We start from the raw sequence: 20,126 nt of genomic DNA on the forward strand, positions 1-20,126 counted from the left end.
TCGCCGTTAAATTTTATGAACAGCCTCGCACATTTCCCCGGAAGCCATGGAAACCGGTTTCCATAACGCCTCAAATACCCTCAGCAGGTAGAAACGGGCAGAACATAAATCATCTGGGAGTGAAGCAAAATGAAAAGAATCATGCTTTGTTGTTCGGCGGGAATGTCGACCAGTTTGTTAGTGCGCAAAATGAAAGAAGTGGCGGCAGAGCGCGGCGAAGAGGTGCAGATCGACGCATTCGGGGCCAGCGAGTTTGACGAAAAATTCCGCGATTATCAGGTGGTGTTGCTCGGACCGCAGGTGCGTTACATGCAGGCTGATTTATCCAAAAGAGCGGCAGAATTCAATATCCCGGTCGAAACCATCAACATGATGGATTACGGCATGCAGCGTGGCGACAACGTGCTCGACTTCGCTTATGGCCTGATCGCGCAGGAAGGAAGCCGCGTATGAGTGGCCTTTATCAGGCGATGGTTAACGTCATCGAAAAACACATCACACCCCTGGCGGGCAGCGTCGGCCAGCAGCGGCATGTTATCGCCATTCGTGACGGGTTTATCGCGGCGTTGCCTTTTATGATTATCGGCTCGTTCATGCTGGTGTTTATCTTCCCGCCATTTTCGCCGGACACCACCTGGGGTTTCGCACGCGGCTGGCTGGATTTGTCGCTGAAATACCGCGAACAGCTGATGTTGCCGTGGTATCTGAGCATGGGCGTGATGACCTTTTTTATTTCTGTAGGGATTGGCGCGAGCCTCGGTAAGCATTACAAACTCGACCCTATCATGACCGGTTTGCTGGCGTTTATGGCGTTCCTGCTGGTGGCAGCGCCCTATCATGACAAACAAATTTCGACGCAGTATTTCTCCGGCGAAGGCATTTTCACCGCGATCCTGACGGCCATTTATGCCGCCGAAGTGTATGCGCTGCTCAAACGCCGCAACATCACCATCCGTCTGCCGAAAGAAGTGCCGACCGGCGTGGCGCGTTCGTTTGAAATCCTGATCCCGGTGGTGGTGATTGTCGCGACGTTACATCCGCTGAATCTGTTTATTCAGTCTGCGACCGGCATGATTATTCCTGAAGCCATCATGCACTTGCTGGCACCGCTGGTTTCCGCCTCGGATTCCCTGCCGGCGATTTTGATTTCGGTGTTTATCTGCCAGGTGCTGTGGTTTGCCGGTATTCACGGTGCGCTGATTGTGACCGGCATCATGAACCCGTTCTGGATGACCAATCTGGCGCTGAACCAGACGGCGCTACAGGCCGGCGCGCCGCTGCCACACATCTATCTGCAAGGATTCTGGGATCACTATCTGCTGATTGGCGGCGTTGGTTCGACCCTGCCGCTGGCGATTCTGCTGCTGTGCAGCAAGGCCGTGCATCTGCGCACTATTGGCAAGATGGGCGTGGTGCCGAGCTTCTTCAACATCAATGAGCCGATCCTGTTCGGTACGCCGATTATCATGAATCCGGTGTTCTTCCTGCCGTTCACACTGGTGCCGATGCTGAACGCTATTTTTGCTTACACTGCCACCAAACTGGGCTGGGTCGCGCAAGTGGTCTCGCTCACACCCTGGACAACGCCTGCGCCAATTGGTGCGTCATGGGCCGCAAACTGGGCATTCAGTCCGGTAATTATGTGCCTGTTCTGTATGGTGTTATCAGCGGTAATGTACTACCCGTTCCTGAAAGCCTATGAACGTACGTTGCTGAAACAGGAAGCGGAAAAAGCCACGGCACAAACGGCGGGCAATGCCGTGCCGGCAAACAGCTAACAATGCTCTGTAAAAGATTCACAGTTAAAAACGTAAAGCTAACGGACAGCGAGGATGACAATGAAATACGCATTTCCTAAAGAATTCTGGTGGGGCAGTGCCAGCTCAGCGCCGCAAACGGAAGGTGAAACCCTGAGTCACGGGAAAAGCGCGACGGTGTGGGATCACTGGTATTCCCAGCAGCCGACGCGTTTTCACAACGATGTCGGCCCGCAGGATACGTCGACGTTTTATAAAAACTGGCGCGAGGATATCGCGCTGCTGAAACAGCTGAACCACAACACCTTCCGCACGTCGATTTCCTGGGCACGTTTAATTCCCAACGGACGTGGCGAAGTCAATCAGGAAGCGGTCACGTTTTATAATCAGGTGATCGACGAAATGCTGGCGCAGGGCGTGCAGCCGTTTATCAATCTGTTCCACTTTGATATGCCGATGGCGATGCAGGAGATCGGCGGCTGGGAAAACCGCGAAGTCGTTCAGGCTTACGCAAAATATGCCGATACCTGTTTTGAATTATTCGGCGACCGTGTGAAGCACTGGTTTACCTTCAATGAGCCGGTGGTGCCGGTGGAAGGCGGCTATCTGTATGACTTCCATTACCCGAATGTGGTGGATTTCAAGCGTGCCGCCACAGTGGCGTACCACACCATGCTGGCGCATTCCCTGGCGGTGAAAGCCTATCGCGCCCGCAATTCCGGCGGTGAAATTGGCATCATTCTTAACCTCACGCCATCTTATCCGCGCTCGCAAAATCCGGCAGACCTGAAAGCTGCCAATATTGCGGATCTGATGTTTAACCGCAGTTTCCTCGATCCGGCGTTGCGCGGTGAATATCCGCAGGAGCTGGTGGAATTGCTGAAAAAACACGATCAGCTTCCGGCCTGTCAGCCGGGTGATAAAGAACTGCTGCAACAGGGCGTGGTAGATTTACTCGGTATCAACTATTACCAGCCGCGCCGTATTCAGTGCCGCGACAGTATGGTCAACCCTGAAAGTCCGTTTATGCCGGAATGGTTCTTCGATAACTATGTCATGCCGGGGCGCAAAATGAACCCGCACCGTGGCTGGGAAATCTACGAGCAGGGCATTTACGACATTCTGACCAATCTGCGGGAAAACTACGGTAACCCGCGCTGTTTCATTTCTGAAAACGGTATGGGTGTGGAGCATGAACTGCGCTTCGAAAAGGATGGCCGGATTGATGATGATTACCGCATCGAGTTTGTCAGCGGGCACCTGAAATGGCTGCACCGGGCGTTGCAGGAAGGCAGCGGCTGCCTCGGCTATCATATGTGGACATTTATTGACTGCTGGTCATGGATGAATGCCTATAAAAACCGGTATGGTTTCATCCAGCTGGATCTGGAAACTCAGAAACGCACAGTGAAGAAAAGCGGCGAATGGTTCGCAGCGGTTTCTAAAAATAACGGTTTCGATTAACGCAGGTAAAGACATGGCAAACATTAACGACGTTTCGCGGCTGGCGAAGGTGTCGAAAGCGACGGTGTCCCGTGTCCTGAGTGGCAGCCGCGGTGTCAAAGAGGAAAGCCGCCTGGCCGTAATGCAGGCGGTAGAAACGCTGCAATACAAACCCAGCGTGATTGCGCAGTCGCTTTCCACGCAGTCCACCGGCTGCATTGGCGTGATTTGTGCGACGGAAAACATTAACCAGTCCACCGGTTATCTGCATGCGCTGGAAAAAGAGCTGCGGCTGAATCAGAAGTATTTGCTGTTGCGGTTTGCCACCGACGCAGCGAGCCTCACGCATTCCGTGGACGAAATCGGCAGAGGATTGTGCGATGCGATGATTGTGATTGGCGCGCGTTTTCCGTTACCGGTATTGCCTGAAAACGTCATTACCATTGATTGCCTGGATACGGATTCAGAGCGCAGTATTCATTTTGACCGCAGCTTTGCCGCCGAAACCGCCTGTCAGTATGTGCTGAAACAAGGGCGCAGACAGATTGCCCTGATCAATCCGGAGAGTCATGAAACCGCCGGACAAATCCTTCAGGGATATCACCTCGCGCTGGAGAAATTCCTGCTGCCTTATGACCGGCGGCTGGTCCACAGCGGCGCGCAGGGATTGTCGCAACTGCTGGCGCAGAACGTGCCGTTTAACGCACTGCTGGTGCCGGACGATGCTACCGCGCAGGACGCAGTCCGTCAGCTTGCACAGCACGGGCGTGCCGTGCCTGAAAATGTGATGGTGTTCAGCCTCGACAGCACGCTGCCGCCGGGTGTTTCTGCCGTTCCGGCGATTGCGTATCCGCTGGAAACACTGGCACAACGTGCGATGGCGTTACTGACCGGACAGTTTTCTGCGAACCTGCGCGCACCGGTTCGCGGCCAGCTTTCGTTACCTTCCTGATAAACCTCTCATGTCGCGCAGCAACGGATATCCGACTGCGCGATTGTTTGCTAACATCACTCTCTGATCCCTTAACCTTTTCAGCGGCCCATCTCTTTGATGAATATGAAGAAAAAAAGACCCGTACTCCAGGATGTTGCCGACAAGGTGGGCGTCACCAAAATGACGGTCAGCCGTTATTTGCGTAATCCTGAACAGGTATCCGGCGCGTTGCAGGAAAAGATCTCTGCGGCGCTGGATGAGCTGGGTTATATCCCCAACCGCGCGCCGGATATTCTCTCTAATGCTAAAAGCCGCGCCATCGGTGTTTTGCTGCCGTCGCTGACCAACCAGGTGTTCGCCGAAGTGCTGCGCGGCATCGAAAGCGTGACCGATATTCACGGCTATCAGACCATGCTGGCGCACTACGGCTACAGCCAGGAGCGTGAAGAACAGCGTCTGACCTCACTGCTTTCCTACAATATTGACGGGCTTATTCTGTCCGAGCGCCATCATACGGCGCGTACGCTGAAGATGATCGAAGTGGCCGGAATTCCGGTGGTGGAAATGATGGATTGCGTGTCGCCGTGCGTCGATCTGGCGGTCGGGTTCAACAACTTTGAGGCCGCACGGCAGATGACGCAGCAAATTATCGCGCGCGGCCATCGGCATGTGGTGTATTTCGGCGCACGTCAGGACGAACGTACGATCATCAAACAGCAAGGTTACGAGCAGGCGATGCGCGAGTCCGGGCTGGAGCCTTACAGCGTGATGACCAGCCGGTCTTCCAGTTACAGCGGTGGTGCGGAATTACTGCGTCAGGCGCAAAAAGACTGGCCGAAAATCGACAGTATTTTCTGCACCAACGATGACCTTGCGGCGGGCGCATTCTTTGAATGCCAGCGTCAGGGGCTGAAAATCCCATCACAAATGGCGATTGCCGGTTTCCACGGTCACAACATGGGACAGGCGATGGAACCGCCACTGGCCAGCGTACTCACGCCGCGCGAAAGAATGGGGCAGATTTCTGCTGAACGGCTGCTGGCAAGATTACGCGGCGAAGAAGTGGTGCCGAGAATGGTGGATGTAGGGTTTACGATATCTGCGGGTGGAAGTATCTGATTTGCATGAGCCTGGTTTACTTGCCACTTTGAATCCGGGTGGTGCTCGTCCTCCTCACGTACTACGTGTACGTTCCGGGGCCTGCGCTCCATCCGAATCCAAATTGGCTGCGCCACCGACGGCTCACCTGTGGCTTTTTTAAAGTCTTACTTCTGTACTGTCTTCAGTGCTGCAATACAACGATCCACCACACCTTCAAACTTGTGATCGATATTCACGCGCAACACATCCGGCTCATCTTCACCCGGTTCTTCGAGGGCATCGAACTGGCTGCGCAGTAAATCGGTCGGCATAAAGTGACCGGCGCGTGCTTTCAGGCGCTCGGCAATCACGTCAAAACTGCCTTTCATGTAGATGAACACCATGCCTTCGTTGTCTTTACGCAGCGCGTCGCGGTAGCGGCGTTTCAGCGCGGAACAGACAATAATGCCGGTTTCATTTTTATGGCGCAGGCTGTAAGCCGCGTCGTTCAGGCGCAATAACCACGGCGCACGGTCGTCGTCGTTGAGTGGCGTACCGCTGGCCATTTTCTGAATATTGGCGCGGGGATGAAGATCATCGCCGTCGATAAATTTTGCGTTAATTTCACGGGCCAGTGCCGCGCCGACGGTGGATTTACCGCTGCCTGACACGCCCATCAGAATGATGCTTTGTCCTGCCATAAGTATGATCTCTATCCCAAAATGAACATTTTGACTGCGTAGTGAGTCCTAATATTAGCATGTTACCGGTATCATGATACCGGTAACAAATGGAGATGTGACTAATATCACAAAGGAATGCACTGCTGTTTTAGCGGTCGCGGTCTGTACCCGTTGCACTGTTAATTCCTACAACATGTTGAAAATTAAAAACAATGCGTCACCCGGTTTTAGACCTACCGCAGTGACAGCATGAGGGGAAAGAATATGCCATTAGTTATTGTAGCGGTGGGCGTCGCACTGCTGTTGTTACTTATGATCCGATTCAAGCTTAATGGTTTCATTGCACTGATCCTGGTCGCGCTGGCGGTGGGTATCATGCAGGGGATGCCGGTCGACAAAGTCATCACGTCGATTAAAAACGGGGTAGGCGGCACGCTCGGCAGTCTGGCGCTGATCATGGGCTTCGGTGCCATGCTCGGTAAAATGCTGGCGGATTGCGGCGGCGCGCAGCGCATCGCGACCACGCTTATCGAAAAGTTTGGCCGTGAACACATTCAGTGGGCGATTGTGCTGACCGGTTTCATCGTCGGTTTTGCGCTGTTCTATGAAGTGGGCTTCGTGCTGATGTTGCCGCTGGTGTTTACCGTGGCGGCGGCGGCGCGTCTGCCACTGCTGTACGTCGGCGTGCCGATGGCGGCTGCGTTATCCGTGACGCACGGTTTCCTGCCTCCGCACCCTGGCCCGACGGCGATTGCCACGATTTTCCATGCAGATATGGGTAAAACTCTGCTGTATGGTTCACTGCTGGCGGTACCGACGGTCATTCTGGCGGGTCCGGTCTATGCACGTTTCCTGAAAGGGATCGACAAACCGGTGCCGGAAGGTCTGTTTAACCCGAAAACCTTCACGGAAGAAGAGATGCCTGGCTTTGGCGTCAGCGTCGCGACGTCACTGGTGCCGGTCATTCTGATGGCATTCCGTGCGGTCTGCGAAATGATCCTGCCGAAAGGCCATCCGGTACTGGCTTATGCTGAGTTCTTCGGCGACCCGGTAATGGCAACGCTGATTGCGGTACTCATCGCTATCTTCACTTTCGGCCTGAACCGTGGTCGTAAGATGGATGAAGTCATGGCAACCGTCAGCGATTCCATCAAAATCATCGCCATGATGTTGTTAATCATCGGCGGTGGCGGTGCGTTCAAACAGGTACTGGTAGACAGCGGTATTGAAAAATACATCGCCGCCCTGATGCACGGCAGTAATCTGTCGCCAATCCTGCTGGCGTGGTCAATTGCTGCAGTGCTGCGTATCGCACTGGGTTCTGCCACCGTTGCCGCGATTACTGCGGGCGGCATTGCTGCGCCACTGATCGCGACCACCGGCGTCAGCCCTGAGCTGATGGTGATCGCCGTCGGTTCCGGCAGCGTGATTTTCTCACACGTCAACGATCCGGGTTTCTGGTTGTTCAAGGAGTACTTCAACCTGAGCATCGTCGAAACCTTTAAATCCTGGTCAGTGCTGGAAACCATCATTTCCCTGTGCGGCCTGGGCGGATGCCTGTTGCTGTCGATGGTCGTCTGACGGCCAGTTGTTAGCATAAAAAAGGCGAGCCGCGTGGCTCGACTTTTTTACATCATTTTAAATTGTTTTAAGCGTCTGGATAATTTGCGGATTCAGTTCCAGCATTTTCAACAGCTTCAATGCTGCGCCATTTGGCAAACGCTTTTGTTGTTCCCATGCCTGCACCAGCGAGGGAGAAACACCAAGCAGCCGGGCGAACTCATCCTGTTTAACACCTGCTTTTGTGCGAATTTGTTTTACTTCAGGCATGGAAATACGCGTGATATGCGCAGGTGCCATCTCACCTTTACGGATCGCGACCATTTCTTCAGCGGATTGTCGCAATTCTTCAAAGAATTCTTTCGTCATGGTCTATCTCCTGTGTCACGACAGACTTCGTACAATGTTTTTCAAAATCGATTTTTCGCTTTCCGTCAGAGAATCTTTCTCACTCTTGGGATAAACCAGCAGCATGTAAATCTGACCATCAGCGCACAGGTAATAATAAATCGCCCGCACACCTGCACTTTTCCCCCGACGCTGGTTACCCCAGCGGACTTTTCTGCAACCGCCCGTCCCGACGATCAAAGCCCCTCCATCGGGATAATGCGTGAGGTATTCCTGAAACTGGCGATATTCCTCCTCAGTCAGCAGCTCTTTGCATTTGCGGCTAAAAGTCGGGGTTTCGATAAACTCCAGATATTCCATATGACTCATTCCATGACTCAAGATGGCAGGATAATACTCTCACAGGGTAAGAGTTCAACGCGAGGTTTTTCTCGTCAGAAACCAAAAAGGCGAGCCGCATGGCTCGCCTTTTTCGTTTATTCTGTCGCTAAATCTTCAAATACGCCCTGATCCCATCGAGGAACATCTGCGTTGAGAGCATGACCAGAATCAGACCCATCAGGCGTTCGAGGGCGCTGACGCCTTTGTCGCCGAGCAGGCGCAGGAACACGTTCGACAGCAACAGGATGGCCATTGACATGCCCCAGGCAATAAACAGCGCCAGTGTCAGGTGGCTCATCTGATTCGGGTACTGATGCGAAAGTAGCATCAGCGTGGCGAGAATCGACGGACCGGCAACCAGCGGGATCGCCATCGGCACGAGGAAGGGTTCTTCACCGGCAGGCAGGCCGCTGCTGCTTTTTTCTTCCGACGGGAAAATCATTTTGATGGCAATCAGGAACAGAATGATACCGCCGGAAATCGACACGGTTTCTGTGCGCAGATTCAGGAACGACAGGATTTTTTCACCGGCGAACAGGAAAATCAGCATCAGGATCAGTGCGATCAGCATTTCGCGGATCAGCACCACCCGCCGACGTTTCGGGTCGAGATGTTTTAACACCGACATAAAAATCGGTAAGTTGCCGAGCGGATCCATAATTAAAAACAGCAAAATGGTTGCTGAAATCATTTCGGTCATGACTACCTCAGAAAAAGCCTGTTATAAGTTGCGCTGCTATTAAAAGCCGCACTATTGATTAAATTCACTTGCCACTTCTAATACATTTTGTAAGGTGGTAGACCCGCACATTAACGGGGCACAGTGCAGCAAAACAAGCACTCACTCAGTGCAAACGCGCGTTCAGGCTGTTTTAAGCAGTTATCACCCTCAGGGCAGGACAGATATTATGAAAAATGTAGGTTTCGTTGGCTGGCGTGGAATGGTCGGTTCTGTACTCATGCAACGCATGATTGAAGAACGCGATTTCGACGCTATCCGTCCGGTATTCTTCTCCACCTCTCAGCACGGTCAGGCCGCGCCTTCTTTCACGGGTCAGTCTGGTACCTTGCAGGATGCCTATGATCTGGACGCACTGAGTGCACTGGACATTATCATCACCTGTCAGGGCGGCGATTATACCAATGAAATCTATCCTAAGCTGCGTGAAATCGGTTGGTCCGGCTACTGGATTGACGCAGCTTCCTCTCTGAGAATGGAAGATGACGCGATAATCATCCTCGACCCGGTCAACAGCGCCGTGATTCATCAGGGCATAGACAAAGGCATCAAAACCTTTGTGGGCGGTAACTGTACCGTCAGCCTGATGCTGATGTCGCTTGGCGGCCTGTTCGCCAATGACCTGATCGAATGGGCGTCTGTCGCCACCTATCAGGCGGCGTCCGGCGGCGGTGCGCGTCACATGCGTGAACTGCTGACCCAGATGGGTATGCTGCATAGCAGCGTGGCGAAAGAGCTGGAAAACCCGGCATCGGCCATTCTGGATATCGAACGTAAAGTCACTGCGCTGACCCGCAGCGGCACATTGCCAACCGATAACTTCGGTGTTCCGCTGGCAGGCGGCCTGATCCCGTGGATCGACAAACAGCTCGATAACGGCCAGACCAAAGAAGAGTGGAAAGGTCAGGCAGAAACCAACAAAATTCTCGGCACTTCCAGCATTATTCCGGTGGATGGCCTGTGTGTCCGTATAGGCGCGCTGCGCTGCCATAGCCAGGCATTCACGCTGAAGCTGAAAAAAGACGTGTCGATTCCTGAAATCGAACAGATGCTGGCATCGCACAATGACTGGGTTCGCGTCATCCCGAATGACCGTGAGCTGTCGATGCGTGAGCTGACGCCAGCTGCGGTAACCGGCACCATGAATACGCCGGTTGGCCGTCTGCGTAAACTGAATATGGGCCCGCAATATCTGTCTGCGTTCACCGTCGGTGACCAGTTGTTGTGGGGCGCGGCGGAGCCATTACGCCGTATGCTGCGCATCCTTTTATAAATTGAAAACTGCCCTGTTTTCTTTGTAACGATTTCTCCTGCGGGACACCAGCACGGTGTCCCGTTTTTATGTCTGTCTTCAATCACTTCACTGTTTATCCGTATTTTTCCAGCGCAACTCTCTGTATTTCATTCTGCAAAAAATTCATCAGTTTCTTCACCCTGATTTATCGAACCTTTGTCTATGCTTAGTAGAAGAGCTCAGCCTCTTTGAGAAGCCGAAGTAGAGACTTATTTGGAAATTGTGAACAGAGGCGCACTGGCGCATTTTTTGGCAAAACTGAAGTATCGCCAGATCACAATGCAACGATAAAAAGGGGAGCACAATTAACTTACGCGTCGTATTGAATACCTGAATGATTTTATTGGATTTATTGATTTAATTAATCATAGGACGAAATGCATGTCTGTACTTCCCGATCAGCACGTCATTAATCAAATTATCTCTGGCCACTACGCTGATCCTTTTTCTCTTTTGGGAATGCATTCTGTCGCTGCCGGGCTGGAAGTACGTGCCCTGTTGCCGGATGCCGATCAGGTCTGGGTTATTGATGTAGAAAAAGGCAAGCAGGTGGCAGAGCTGCGACGTTATGACGATCGCGGTTTCTTCGTCGGCCTGATCCCACGTCGTAAAAATGCGTTCCGTTACAAGCTGGAAGTCCGCTGGGGCGAGGATCGCCATGTGATTGACGACCCGTACCGGTTCGGCACGTTGTTGCAGGAGCTTGATATCTGGCTGCTGGCAGAAGGCACGCATCTGCGGCCATATGAAAAACTCGGTGCGCATCTGCAAACGCTCGACAATGTCGAAGGCGTGAGTTTCGCGGTCTGGGCACCGAACGCCACGCGGGTTTCCGTGGTCGGTGAATTCAATTTCTGGGATGGCCGCCGTCACCCGATGCGTCAGCGCCGTGAAAACGGCATCTGGGAATTATTCATTCCTGCCGTCCGCGAAGGGCAGCTGTATAAATTCGAAATTATCGACTGCCGCGGCAATGTCAGCCTGCGTGCCGATCCTTATGCCTTTGAGGCGCAAATGCGTCCGGACACCGCCTCGTGCGTGCGTAAATTACCGGATGTTGTGCCGCATTCAGAAAGCAGAAAGAAAGCGAATGCGCTGAATCAGCCCATTTCTGTTTATGAAGTGCATCTTGGTTCCTGGCGTCGTCATACCGATGACAATTTCTGGCTCAGCTACGGCGAACTGGCCGAGCAGTTAGTTTCCTACGCTAAATGGATGGGTTTTACACATATCGAACTGATGCCGGTCAACGAGCATCCGTTTGATGGCAGCTGGGGTTATCAGCCGCTGGGCATGTACGCGCCGACACGTCGTTTCGGCACGCCGATGGAGTTCAAAGCCTTTGTCGATGCCGCGCACAATGCCGGTCTGAATGTGATCCTCGACTGGGTGCCGGGGCATTTTCCGAGCGATACCTACGGGCTGGCGCAGTTCGATGGCACCGCGCTGTATGAATATGCCGATCCGCGCGAAGGTTATCATCAGGACTGGAACACGCTGATTTATAACTATGGCCGCCATGAAGTGCGTAACTATCTGGCCGGAAATGGTTTTTACTGGATTGAGCGCTTTGGTATTGACGGTCTGCGCGTTGATGCCGTGGCATCGATGATTTACCGCGATTACAGCCGTAAAGCCGGCGAGTGGATCCCCAACTATTACGGCGGCCGTGAAAACCTCGAGGCGATTTCCTTCCTGAAATACACCAACCATACGATTGGCAAGGAACTCGGCGGCGCGGTGACGCTGGCCGAAGAATCGACTGATTATCCGGGCGTCACCATGCCGCCGGATGCCAACGGACTGGGCTTCCATTACAAATGGAATTTGGGCTGGATGCACGATTCTCTGGCTTATATGCAGCTGGATCCGGTTCACCGCAAATACCACCACAATCTCATGACGTTCGGCGTGCTTTACGCCTATAGCGAGAACTTCATGCTGCCGCTTTCGCACGATGAAGTGGTGCACGGTAAAAAATCCCTGCTGGATAAAATGCCCGGCGATGTCTGGCAGAAGTTTGCCAACCTGCGCGCCTATTACGGCTTTATGTGGGCGCATCCGGGCAAAAAACTGCTGTTTATGGGGGGCGAATTTGCGCAGGGGCGCGAGTGGAATTTCGACGCCAGCCTCGACTGGCATCTGCTTGACGATCCAAGCGGCTGGCACAGCGGTGTGCAGCATCTGGTGCGCGACCTGAACCTGACCTATCAGGCCAACGCGCCGCTTTATGAACTGGATTATAACCCGCGCGGCTTCGAATGGCTGGTAGTCGATGACCATGAAAACTCTATTTTCGCCTTTGCACGTCGCGACGAAAACGGTGGTGAAATCATCGTTATCAGCAACTTCACGCCGGTACCACGCGAGCACTACCGTATCGGGATTGGCCGCCCAGGCCGTTACCGCGAAATTCTTAACACCGATTCGCATTTCTACCGTGGCAGCAATGTCGGCAACGGCGGCGACGTTTACAGTGAAAACACCGGTCATCATCAGCGTGAACATTCGATAAGCGTAACGATCCCGCCGCTGGCGACGGTTTATTTGCGAAGGGAGGCGTAATGAAACAGCTCGCGTCCGGTCAGCCTGCACCTTTTGGTGCGCATCTCAGAGATAACGGCGTCAATTTTTGCCTGTACTCCGCACATGCGGAAAAAGTGGAGTTATGTCTGTTTGATGAGACCGGCAGCGAGCAGCATCTGCCTTTACCGGGGCGTACCGGTAATCTCTGGCACGGTTTTCTGCCCGACGCCAAAGCCGGACAACGCTATGGTTACCGCGTTTACGGGCCGTTCGACCCGAAAAATGGCCATCGCTTTAACCCGAAAAAAGTGCTGATTGACCCGAGTGCGCGGGCGATTGACGGCGTCCTGCACGACAACGCGCGCTTTACCGGTGGCACTGACGCGCCGGACGATAAAGACAGCGCCGTGGTTGCGCCAAAATCTGTCGTCGTCGCCGGGAATTTCGACTGGGGCGATGATAAACCGCCCGCAATACCCTGGGGCGAAACGGTGATTTACGAGGCGCATGTACGCGGTCTGACCCGTCAGCACCCACGTATTCCGGCGGCGGTTCGCGGCACCTATGCCGGACTGGCGCATCCGGTCATGCTCGAATATTTACAGCATCTGGGCGTGACGGCGATAGAACTGTTGCCGGTGCAACACCATGCCGATGAGCCGCGTTTGCAAAAACTGGGGCTGAACAATTACTGGGGCTACAACGTGCTGGCACCGTGCGCGGTGGACCCGCGTTATGGCAGCGGACTGGGCGGTGTGTCAGCGCTGAATGAGTTTAAATCGGCGGTTAAAGCGCTGCATCAGGCCGGTATCGAAGTGATACTTGACGTGGTGTTCAACCACAGCGCTGAACTGGATATTGACGGACCGTTTATCTCGTTTCGCGGCATCGACAATGCCAGTTATTACTGGCTCAACGAAGACGGTTCCGACAACAACATGACCGGCTGCGGCAACACGCTGCGTCTGATTGACGATGAAGTCATCGCCTGGACAATTGACTGCCTGAATTACTGGGTACGCGAATGTCACGTCGATGGCTTCCGTTTTGATTTAGCCACCGTTCTCGGCAGAACGCCGGAGTTCAGTGCGCAATCGCCGCTGTTCAGCGCCATTAAGCAGGATGCGACTCTCTCGCAGGTCAAACTGATCGCAGAACCCTGGGATATCGGTACCGGTGGCTATCAGCTCGGCAATTTCCCGCCCCCGTTTGCTGAATGGAGCGATATCTGGCGCGACGATATGCGTCAGTTCTGGCTGCACGGCGATCTTTCTCTTGGACAGTTTGCCGGACGTTTCGCGGCTTCTGCCGACAAATTCAATCCCGCACAACGTGAACCCTGCGCCAGCGTAAATATGCTGACGGCACACGACGGTTTCACGCTGCGCGATCTTGTGAGTTTTAACCAGAAACACAACCAGGCTAACGGCGAAGAAAATCGCGATGGCCACAATGAAAATTTCAGCCAAAACCACGGCGAAGAAGGGCTGGAGGCGTCTGCACACGTTCTGCAACAGCGCCGTCTCAGTCAGCGTGCTTTGCTGGCAACGCTGTTTCTGTCACAGGGCACGCCGATGTTGCTGGCCGGTGATGAACTCGGTAACAGCCAGTCTGGCAACAACAACGCCTATTGTCAGGACAATCCGCTGACCTGGCTCGACTGGGAAAATGCCGATGAAAGCCTGACGGCCTACACCGCTGCGCTGATTGCGTTGCGCCGGAAAATTCCGGCACTGACGCAAAACCGCTGGTGGCAGGAAGGCAGCGAAGACGTGCAATGGCTGAATCAACAGGGGCAACCGATGAGCCCCGGCGACTGGGAACAGGGGCCGCAGCAATGGCTGCAAATCTGTCTGTCTCAGCGCTGGTTGCTTATCGTCAATGCTTCGTTGCACGACGTGGATTTGCAACTGCCGCCGGGAAACTGGCAGCCGGTTGCACCGTTCAACAGCGTGCTTTTTGATGAGGAACCCCGGCGTGTCATGGAAGGCTCGCAATGGCGGGCAGCAGCAAAAACCCTCTGTGTCCTACAAGATTTCACCCCACAGAGCCGGTCATTATAAAAACAAAGGAGTCAGATATGGCGACATTAGACAACCGGGACCCGGTCATGCTGGCACGACAGTTGCCGCTGAAATCCGTGGCGTTAATTCTTGCCGGGGGACGTGGTTCAAGACTGAAAGATTTGACCTCAACCCGGGCAAAACCCGCCGTCCACTTCGGCGGGAAATTCCGCATCATTGATTTTGCCCTGTCGAACTGCCTCAACTCGGGGATTCGCCGCATCGGTGTCATTACGCAATATCAGTCGCACACGCTGGTTCAGCATATTCAGCGCGGATGGTCTTTCTTCAATGAAGAAATGAACGAGTTCGTGGATTTACTGCCCGCGCAGCAACGCCACAGCACCGAGCACTGGTACAAAGGCACCGCCGATGCGGTGTATCAGAATCTGGATATTATCCGCCGCTATAACGCCGAATTTGTGGTGATTCTGGCGGGCGATCATATCTACAAAATGGACTACTCGCGGATGCTGATCGACCACGTACAGAAAGGCGGTGAATGTACTGTCGCCTGCCTGGAAGTGCCGCGTGCCGAGGCCAGCGAGTTTGGTGTTATCGGCGTCACTGAGGATTATCACATCACCAGTTTTGTCGAGAAACCGAAAGACCCGCCAGCGATGCCCGGTAACCCCGATATGGCGCTGGCGAGCATGGGCATCTACATTTTTAATGCGGACTATCTGTTTCGTATGCTCGAAGAAGACATGGCAAGCGAGGAATCCAGCCATGATTTCGGCAAAGACCTGATCCCGAAACTGACCCGTCAGGGCGTTGCCCGCGCGCATCCGTTCGGACTTTCCTGCGTAACGCAAAACGATGACGCGCCGCCGTACTGGCGTGATGTCGGCACGCTCGACGCCTACTGGCGCGCCAATCTGGATCTGGCGTCCGTCACGCCGGAGCTGGATATGTACGACCGCGACTGGCCGATCCGCACGCATATGGAGCCATTGCCACCGGCCAAATTTGTGCAGGATCGCTCGGGCAGCCACGGCATGACCATGAACTCACTGGTGGCTGGCGGCGTGATTGTCTCCGGTTCTGTGGTGGTGCATTCCGTGCTGTTCCCGCGGGTACGCGTTAACTCTTTCTGCAACATTGATTCGACGATTATTTTGCCGGATGTGAACGTGGGGCGTTCATGCCGCTTGCGTAAATGCGTCATCGACCGCGCCTGTCAGATCCCCGAAGGCATGGTGATTGGCGAGAACGCGGATGAAGACAGCCGCCGGTTCTATCGCTCCGAAGGGGGCGTGGTGCTGGTAACACGCGCTATGCTGGCGAAATTATAAACAGACATTAGAAAGCACGACTTTTCGTCATCCCGGTATTGCCGGGATGACCGGGATAATCAGGAGCGCGAATGCAGGTTTTACATGTTTGTTCCGAGCTGTTTCCGCTGTTAAAAACGGGCGGCCTTGCTGACGTCGCCGGTGCACTGCCCGCCGCTCAGATTGCGGAGGGCGCGGATGTCCGCGTGCTCATTCCAGGTTTTCCTGATGTCAAAAAAGGACTGGGAGAAACGCAGGTCATCGGCACGCTGGCGACCTTTGCCGGGCATGTCACCCTTTCATTGGGTTACTTTGATGGCGTGGGTATTTATGTGATTGATGTACCCGGTTTGTACGATCGCCCCGGCAGTCCGTATCACGATCAATCGTCTTTTGCCTACCCGGATAACCATCTGCGCTTTGCGCTGCTGAGCTGGATGGCCTGCGAGCTGGCGCTGAATTTTGACCCGCACTGGAAGCCGGATATCGTTCATTCTCACGACTGGCACGCCGGTTTATGTTCTGCGTATATCCGTGCCCGCAACGCGCCGGTACGTACCGTGTTTACGGTACATAATCTGGCGTTTCAGGGGCTGTTCTTCGCGCATCATCTCGATGAGCTTTATATCCCGCGTGAATTCTTCCAGATGCACGGACTGGAATTCTATGGCCAGATTTCTTTCCTGAAAGCCGGTCTGTTTTATTCCGATCACGTGACCACCGTCAGCCCGACGTACGCCAAAGAAATCACCCGTCCGGAATTTGGTTACGGCATGGAATCGCTGTTGCTGGAGCGTGAAATGCAGGGGCGGCTGACCGGTATTCTTAACGGCGTCGATGAAGCCATCTGGCAGCCGCGCGATGACGTGCTGCTGTCGGCGCGTTACGACGCCGATGATTTACGCTCCAAAGCGGTCAACAAAGCTTATCTGCAACGGGCGATGGGACTGGATGTGGATGATTCGCGTCTGGTCTTTGCAGTCGTCAGCCGCCTGACCAGCCAGAAAGGGCTGGATCTGGTGCTCGAAGCGTTACCCGATTTACTCGAACGTGGCGGTCAGCTGGCGCTGTTAGGCGCAGGGGATGCGGTGCTGCAACAGGCATTCCTGGCGGCAGCGGCGGACAATCCGGGGCAGGTCGGCGTGCAGCTCGGTTATCACGAAGCGTTTTCCCACCGCATCATCGGCGGAGCGGACGTCATCATGGTGCCGAGCCGTTTCGAGCCGTGCGGATTAACCCAACTTTACGGACTGAAATACGGCACCTTGCCGCTGGTACGTCGTACCGGCGGGCTGGCCGACACGGTAGTCGATTGTGCGCTGGAAAATCTGGCCGACGGAACTGCCAGTGGTTTTGTCTTTGAAGAAGCAACGGGGAAATCGCTCGGAAATGCGATCCGCCGCGCATTTGTTTTGTGGAGCCGTCCTAAGCACTGGCGACACGTACAACAACACGCCATGGGTATTGATTTTGGCTGGAAGGTGGCTGCACAGGAATATATCACCCTGTATAACCGCCTGATGTCCTGACCCCTGAACGCAGCTAACTTGATCGGGAATGTAACGTTATGACTTCACCGTTTAATTACAACTCACCGACAGTCAGTGTCGAAGCGCTAAAGCATTCGATTGCTTATAAACTGATGTTTATCATCGGCAAAGATCCGTCCATTGCGACCCAACATGACTGGCTGAACGCCACGCTGTTTGCGGTTCGCGACCGTATGGTAGAACGATGGCTGCGTTCTAACCGCGCGCAAACTTCACAGGACGTACGGCAGGTTTATTACCTGTCGATGGAGTTTCTGATTGGACGCACACTTTCCAATGCATTGCTGGCGATGGGGATTTACGACGATCTGAAAAGCGCGCTCGATGAAATGGGCTTTGATCTTGAAGAACTGATCGGCGAAGAAAATGACCCCGGTTTAGGCAATGGCGGCCTCGGACGGCTGGCCGCATGTTTTCTTGATTCCCTGGCCACGCTGGCGCTGCCGGGGCGCGGTTACGGTATCCGCTATGAATACGGCATGTTCGCGCAAAGTATTATCAACGGTGAGCAAAAAGAAGCGCCGGATTACTGGCTCGAATACGGTAATCCGTGGGAATTCCAGCGCTACAACACCCGTTATAAAGTGCGTTTCGGTGGACGTGTGCAGCACGAGGGTGTCAAAACCCGCTGGCTGGAAACCGAAGAAGTCATCGCCTGCGCTTACGATCAGGTTATTCCGGGCTACGACACTGACGCCACCAATACCCTGCGGTTGTGGGGCGCGCAGGCCAGTAACGAAATCAATCTGGGTAAATTTAATCAGGGCGACTACTTTGCGGCGGTGGAAGATAAAAACCATTCCGAAAACGTATCGCGCGTTCTGTATCCCGATGACTCGACTTATTCCGGGCGCGAGTTGCGGCTACGTCAGGAATATTTCCTGGTCTCGGCGACCGTGCAGGACATCCTTAACCGCCATTACACCACGCACCATACTTACGACAATCTGGCCGATAAAATTGCTATTCACCTCAACGACACGCATCCGGTGCTGTCGATCCCTGAGCTGATGCGTCTTCTTATCGACGAGCATAAATTTGAATGGAAAGACGCGTGGGAGACGGTGTGTCGTGTGTTCTCTTACACCAACCACACGCTGATGAGCGAAGCGCTGGAAACCTGGCCGGTAGACATGATCGGCAAGATCCTGCCGCGTCATCTGGAGATTATTTTTCAGATTAACGATCACTTCCTCAAAGAAGTGGCTGAGAAGATCCCTGACGATAACGGTCTGCTGTCGCGTGTTTCGATTATCGATGAAGGGAATGGCCGCAAAGTGCGGATGGCGTGGCTTGCGGTCATCGCCAGCCACAAAGTCAACGGCGTGTCCGAGCTGCATTCCGAGCTGATGGTGCAGTCGCTGTTTGCTGACTTTGCGCACATTTACCCGGACCGTTTCTGCAATAAAACCAATGGTGTGACGCCGCGCCGCTGGCTGGCACTGGCCAACAAACCGCTGTCGGCGGTAATTGATGATGCCATCGGCCAGACCTGGCGTTCGGATCTCAGTCAGCTGGCAGAACTGAAACAGAATCTGGATTATCTGAGTTTCCTGCAGGCGATCCGCAAAGCCAAGCTGGACAATAAAAAGCGGCTGGCGCTGTATATCGCCCAGAAGCTGAACATTGTGGTGGATCCGAAAAGCCTGTTCGACGTGCAGATTAAACGCATCCACGAATACAAACGTCAGCTGATGAACGTGCTGCACGTTATCACCCGTTATAACCGTATTCTGGAAGAACCGGACGCTGAGTGGGTACCGCGCACGGTAATTTTCGCCGGTAAAGCGGCATCGGCATATTACGCCGCCAAGCAAATTATCCGGTTGATCAACGACGTGGCGACGGTGATCAACAGTGATCCGCGTATCGGCAATAAACTGAAGATCGTCTTCATTCCGAATTACAGCGTCAGTCTGGCGCAGCTGATCATCCCGGCGGCCGATCTTTCCGAGCAGATCTCGCTGGCAGGCACTGAAGCGTCCGGTACCAGTAATATGAAATTTGCCCTGAACGGCGCGCTGACTATCGGTACGCTTGACGGGGCCAACGTCGAAATGCTCGAACATGTGGGCGAGGACAATATCTTTATCTTTGGCAACACCACGCCGCAAGTCGAGGCATTGCGCCAGAAAGGTTACAACCCGCATACCTACTTCGAGCAGGACGCCGAACTGCATCAGGTACTGACGCAAATCGCGACGGGTGTCTTCAGTCCTACTGAACCGAAGCGCTACACCAACCTGTTCGATACGCTGGTCAATCTCGGCGATCATTATCAGGTGCTGGCGGATTACCGCAGTTATGTCGATACGCAGGATAAAGTCGATGAGCTGTATAAACTGCCGGAAGAGTGGACGCGCCGCACGTTGCATAACATCGCCAACATGGGCTATTTCTCCTCGGATCGTACCATTCAGGAATACGCCGATGAGATATGGAATATAAAGCCGGTGAAGTTGTAGAGCGGGAATAAAGGTGGGACTTTCAGCTC

Annotated in this window: 16 protein-coding genes; 12 read left to right on the forward strand and 4 right to left on the reverse strand. The window is 53.9% G+C overall.

The genetic code is table 11. From position 1 onward, the window contains the following. The first annotated feature begins 129 nt into the window (after positions 1 to 129). From J1778_RS01305 to gntR, 5 genes are all read left to right on the forward strand, one after another. Positions 130 to 453: a PTS sugar transporter subunit IIB gene (locus tag J1778_RS01305; RefSeq protein WP_112289202.1), complete on the forward strand. Its 324-nt coding sequence runs from the start codon at positions 130 to 132 to the stop codon at positions 451 to 453. Next, positions 450 to 1,778, forward strand: coding sequence for a PTS sugar transporter subunit IIC (locus tag J1778_RS01310; protein WP_217171655.1), 1,329 nt, complete (start codon positions 450 to 452; stop codon positions 1,776 to 1,778). The genes J1778_RS01305 and J1778_RS01310 overlap by 4 nt, the downstream gene beginning before the upstream one ends. A 60-nt stretch (positions 1,779 to 1,838) precedes the next feature. Continuing rightward, positions 1,839 to 3,221: a glycoside hydrolase family 1 protein gene (locus tag J1778_RS01315; protein ID WP_217171656.1), complete on the forward strand. Its 1,383-nt coding sequence runs from the start codon at positions 1,839 to 1,841 to the stop codon at positions 3,219 to 3,221. Between the two features lie 13 nt (positions 3,222 to 3,234). Beyond that, positions 3,235 to 4,152, forward strand: a complete 918-nt coding sequence (locus tag J1778_RS01320) for a LacI family DNA-binding transcriptional regulator (RefSeq protein ID WP_217171657.1) — start codon at positions 3,235 to 3,237, stop codon at positions 4,150 to 4,152. Between the two features lie 105 nt (positions 4,153 to 4,257). Next, positions 4,258 to 5,253, forward strand: coding sequence for a gluconate operon transcriptional repressor GntR (gene gntR / locus J1778_RS01325; RefSeq protein ID WP_217171675.1), 996 nt, complete (start codon positions 4,258 to 4,260; stop codon positions 5,251 to 5,253). Positions 5,254 to 5,399: 146 nt separating this feature from the next. Here gntR and J1778_RS01330 read toward each other — a convergent pair whose 3' ends face one another. Next, entirely contained in the window at positions 5,400 to 5,915 is a 516-nt protein-coding gene (locus tag J1778_RS01330) for a gluconokinase (RefSeq protein ID WP_095923866.1), read from the reverse strand. Between the two features lie 246 nt (positions 5,916 to 6,161). Between J1778_RS01330 and gntT the strand changes: the two genes are divergently transcribed. After that, positions 6,162 to 7,478: a gluconate transporter gene (gene gntT / locus J1778_RS01335; protein WP_112289197.1), complete on the forward strand. Its 1,317-nt coding sequence runs from the start codon at positions 6,162 to 6,164 to the stop codon at positions 7,476 to 7,478. Positions 7,479 to 7,535: 57 nt separating this feature from the next. Here the strand turns inward: gntT and nadS are convergent, their stop codons facing one another. The 3 genes from nadS to J1778_RS01350 form a co-directional block, all read right to left on the reverse strand. Next, the gene (nadS, locus tag J1778_RS01340) at positions 7,536 to 7,826 is read right to left on the reverse strand and encodes a NadS family protein (RefSeq protein WP_129637682.1); all 291 of its coding nucleotides are present in this window, start codon (positions 7,824 to 7,826) and stop codon (positions 7,536 to 7,538) included. Between the two features lie 15 nt (positions 7,827 to 7,841). Beyond that, positions 7,842 to 8,165, reverse strand: coding sequence for a type II toxin-antitoxin system RelE/ParE family toxin (locus tag J1778_RS01345; RefSeq protein WP_217171676.1), 324 nt, complete (start codon positions 8,163 to 8,165; stop codon positions 7,842 to 7,844). A gap of 127 nt (positions 8,166 to 8,292) precedes the next feature. Beyond that, on the reverse strand, positions 8,293 to 8,886 hold the full coding sequence (locus tag J1778_RS01350) for a YhgN family NAAT transporter (protein WP_217171658.1): 594 nt from the start codon (positions 8,884 to 8,886) through the stop codon (positions 8,293 to 8,295). A 208-nt stretch (positions 8,887 to 9,094) separates the two neighbouring features. Between J1778_RS01350 and asd the strand changes: the two genes are divergently transcribed. The 6 genes from asd to glgP all read left to right on the forward strand — a co-directional run bounded on the left by asd (position 9,095) and on the right by glgP (position 20,097). Continuing rightward, a complete protein-coding gene (gene asd / locus J1778_RS01355) occupies positions 9,095 to 10,198 on the forward strand; it encodes an aspartate-semialdehyde dehydrogenase (RefSeq protein ID WP_217171659.1) in 1,104 nt (367 codons plus the stop codon). Between the two features lie 402 nt (positions 10,199 to 10,600). Further along, positions 10,601 to 12,784 carry a 1,4-alpha-glucan branching protein GlgB gene (gene glgB / locus J1778_RS01360; protein WP_217171660.1) on the forward strand — a complete coding sequence of 728 codons (2,184 nt, stop codon included), beginning with the start codon at positions 10,601 to 10,603 and terminating at the stop codon, positions 12,782 to 12,784. Then, positions 12,784 to 14,808 carry a glycogen debranching protein GlgX gene (gene glgX, locus J1778_RS01365; protein WP_217171661.1) on the forward strand — a complete coding sequence of 675 codons (2,025 nt, stop codon included), beginning with the start codon at positions 12,784 to 12,786 and terminating at the stop codon, positions 14,806 to 14,808. Before glgB ends, glgX begins: the two co-directional genes overlap by 1 nt. Before the next feature lie 17 nt (positions 14,809 to 14,825). Beyond that, entirely contained in the window at positions 14,826 to 16,103 is a 1,278-nt protein-coding gene (glgC, locus tag J1778_RS01370; RefSeq protein ID WP_217171662.1) for a glucose-1-phosphate adenylyltransferase, read from the forward strand. 71 nt (positions 16,104 to 16,174) lie between these two features. Continuing rightward, positions 16,175 to 17,611, forward strand: a complete 1,437-nt coding sequence (gene glgA, locus J1778_RS01375; protein WP_217171663.1) for a glycogen synthase GlgA — start codon at positions 16,175 to 16,177, stop codon at positions 17,609 to 17,611. 38 nt (positions 17,612 to 17,649) lie between these two features. Beyond that, entirely contained in the window at positions 17,650 to 20,097 is a 2,448-nt protein-coding gene (gene glgP / locus J1778_RS01380) for a glycogen phosphorylase (RefSeq protein ID WP_217171664.1), read from the forward strand. Positions 20,098 to 20,126 lie beyond the last annotated feature (29 nt).

The organism is Rahnella bonaserana, from assembly GCF_019049675.1.
Classification (GTDB): Bacteria; Pseudomonadota; Gammaproteobacteria; order Enterobacterales; family Enterobacteriaceae; genus Rahnella; species Rahnella bonaserana.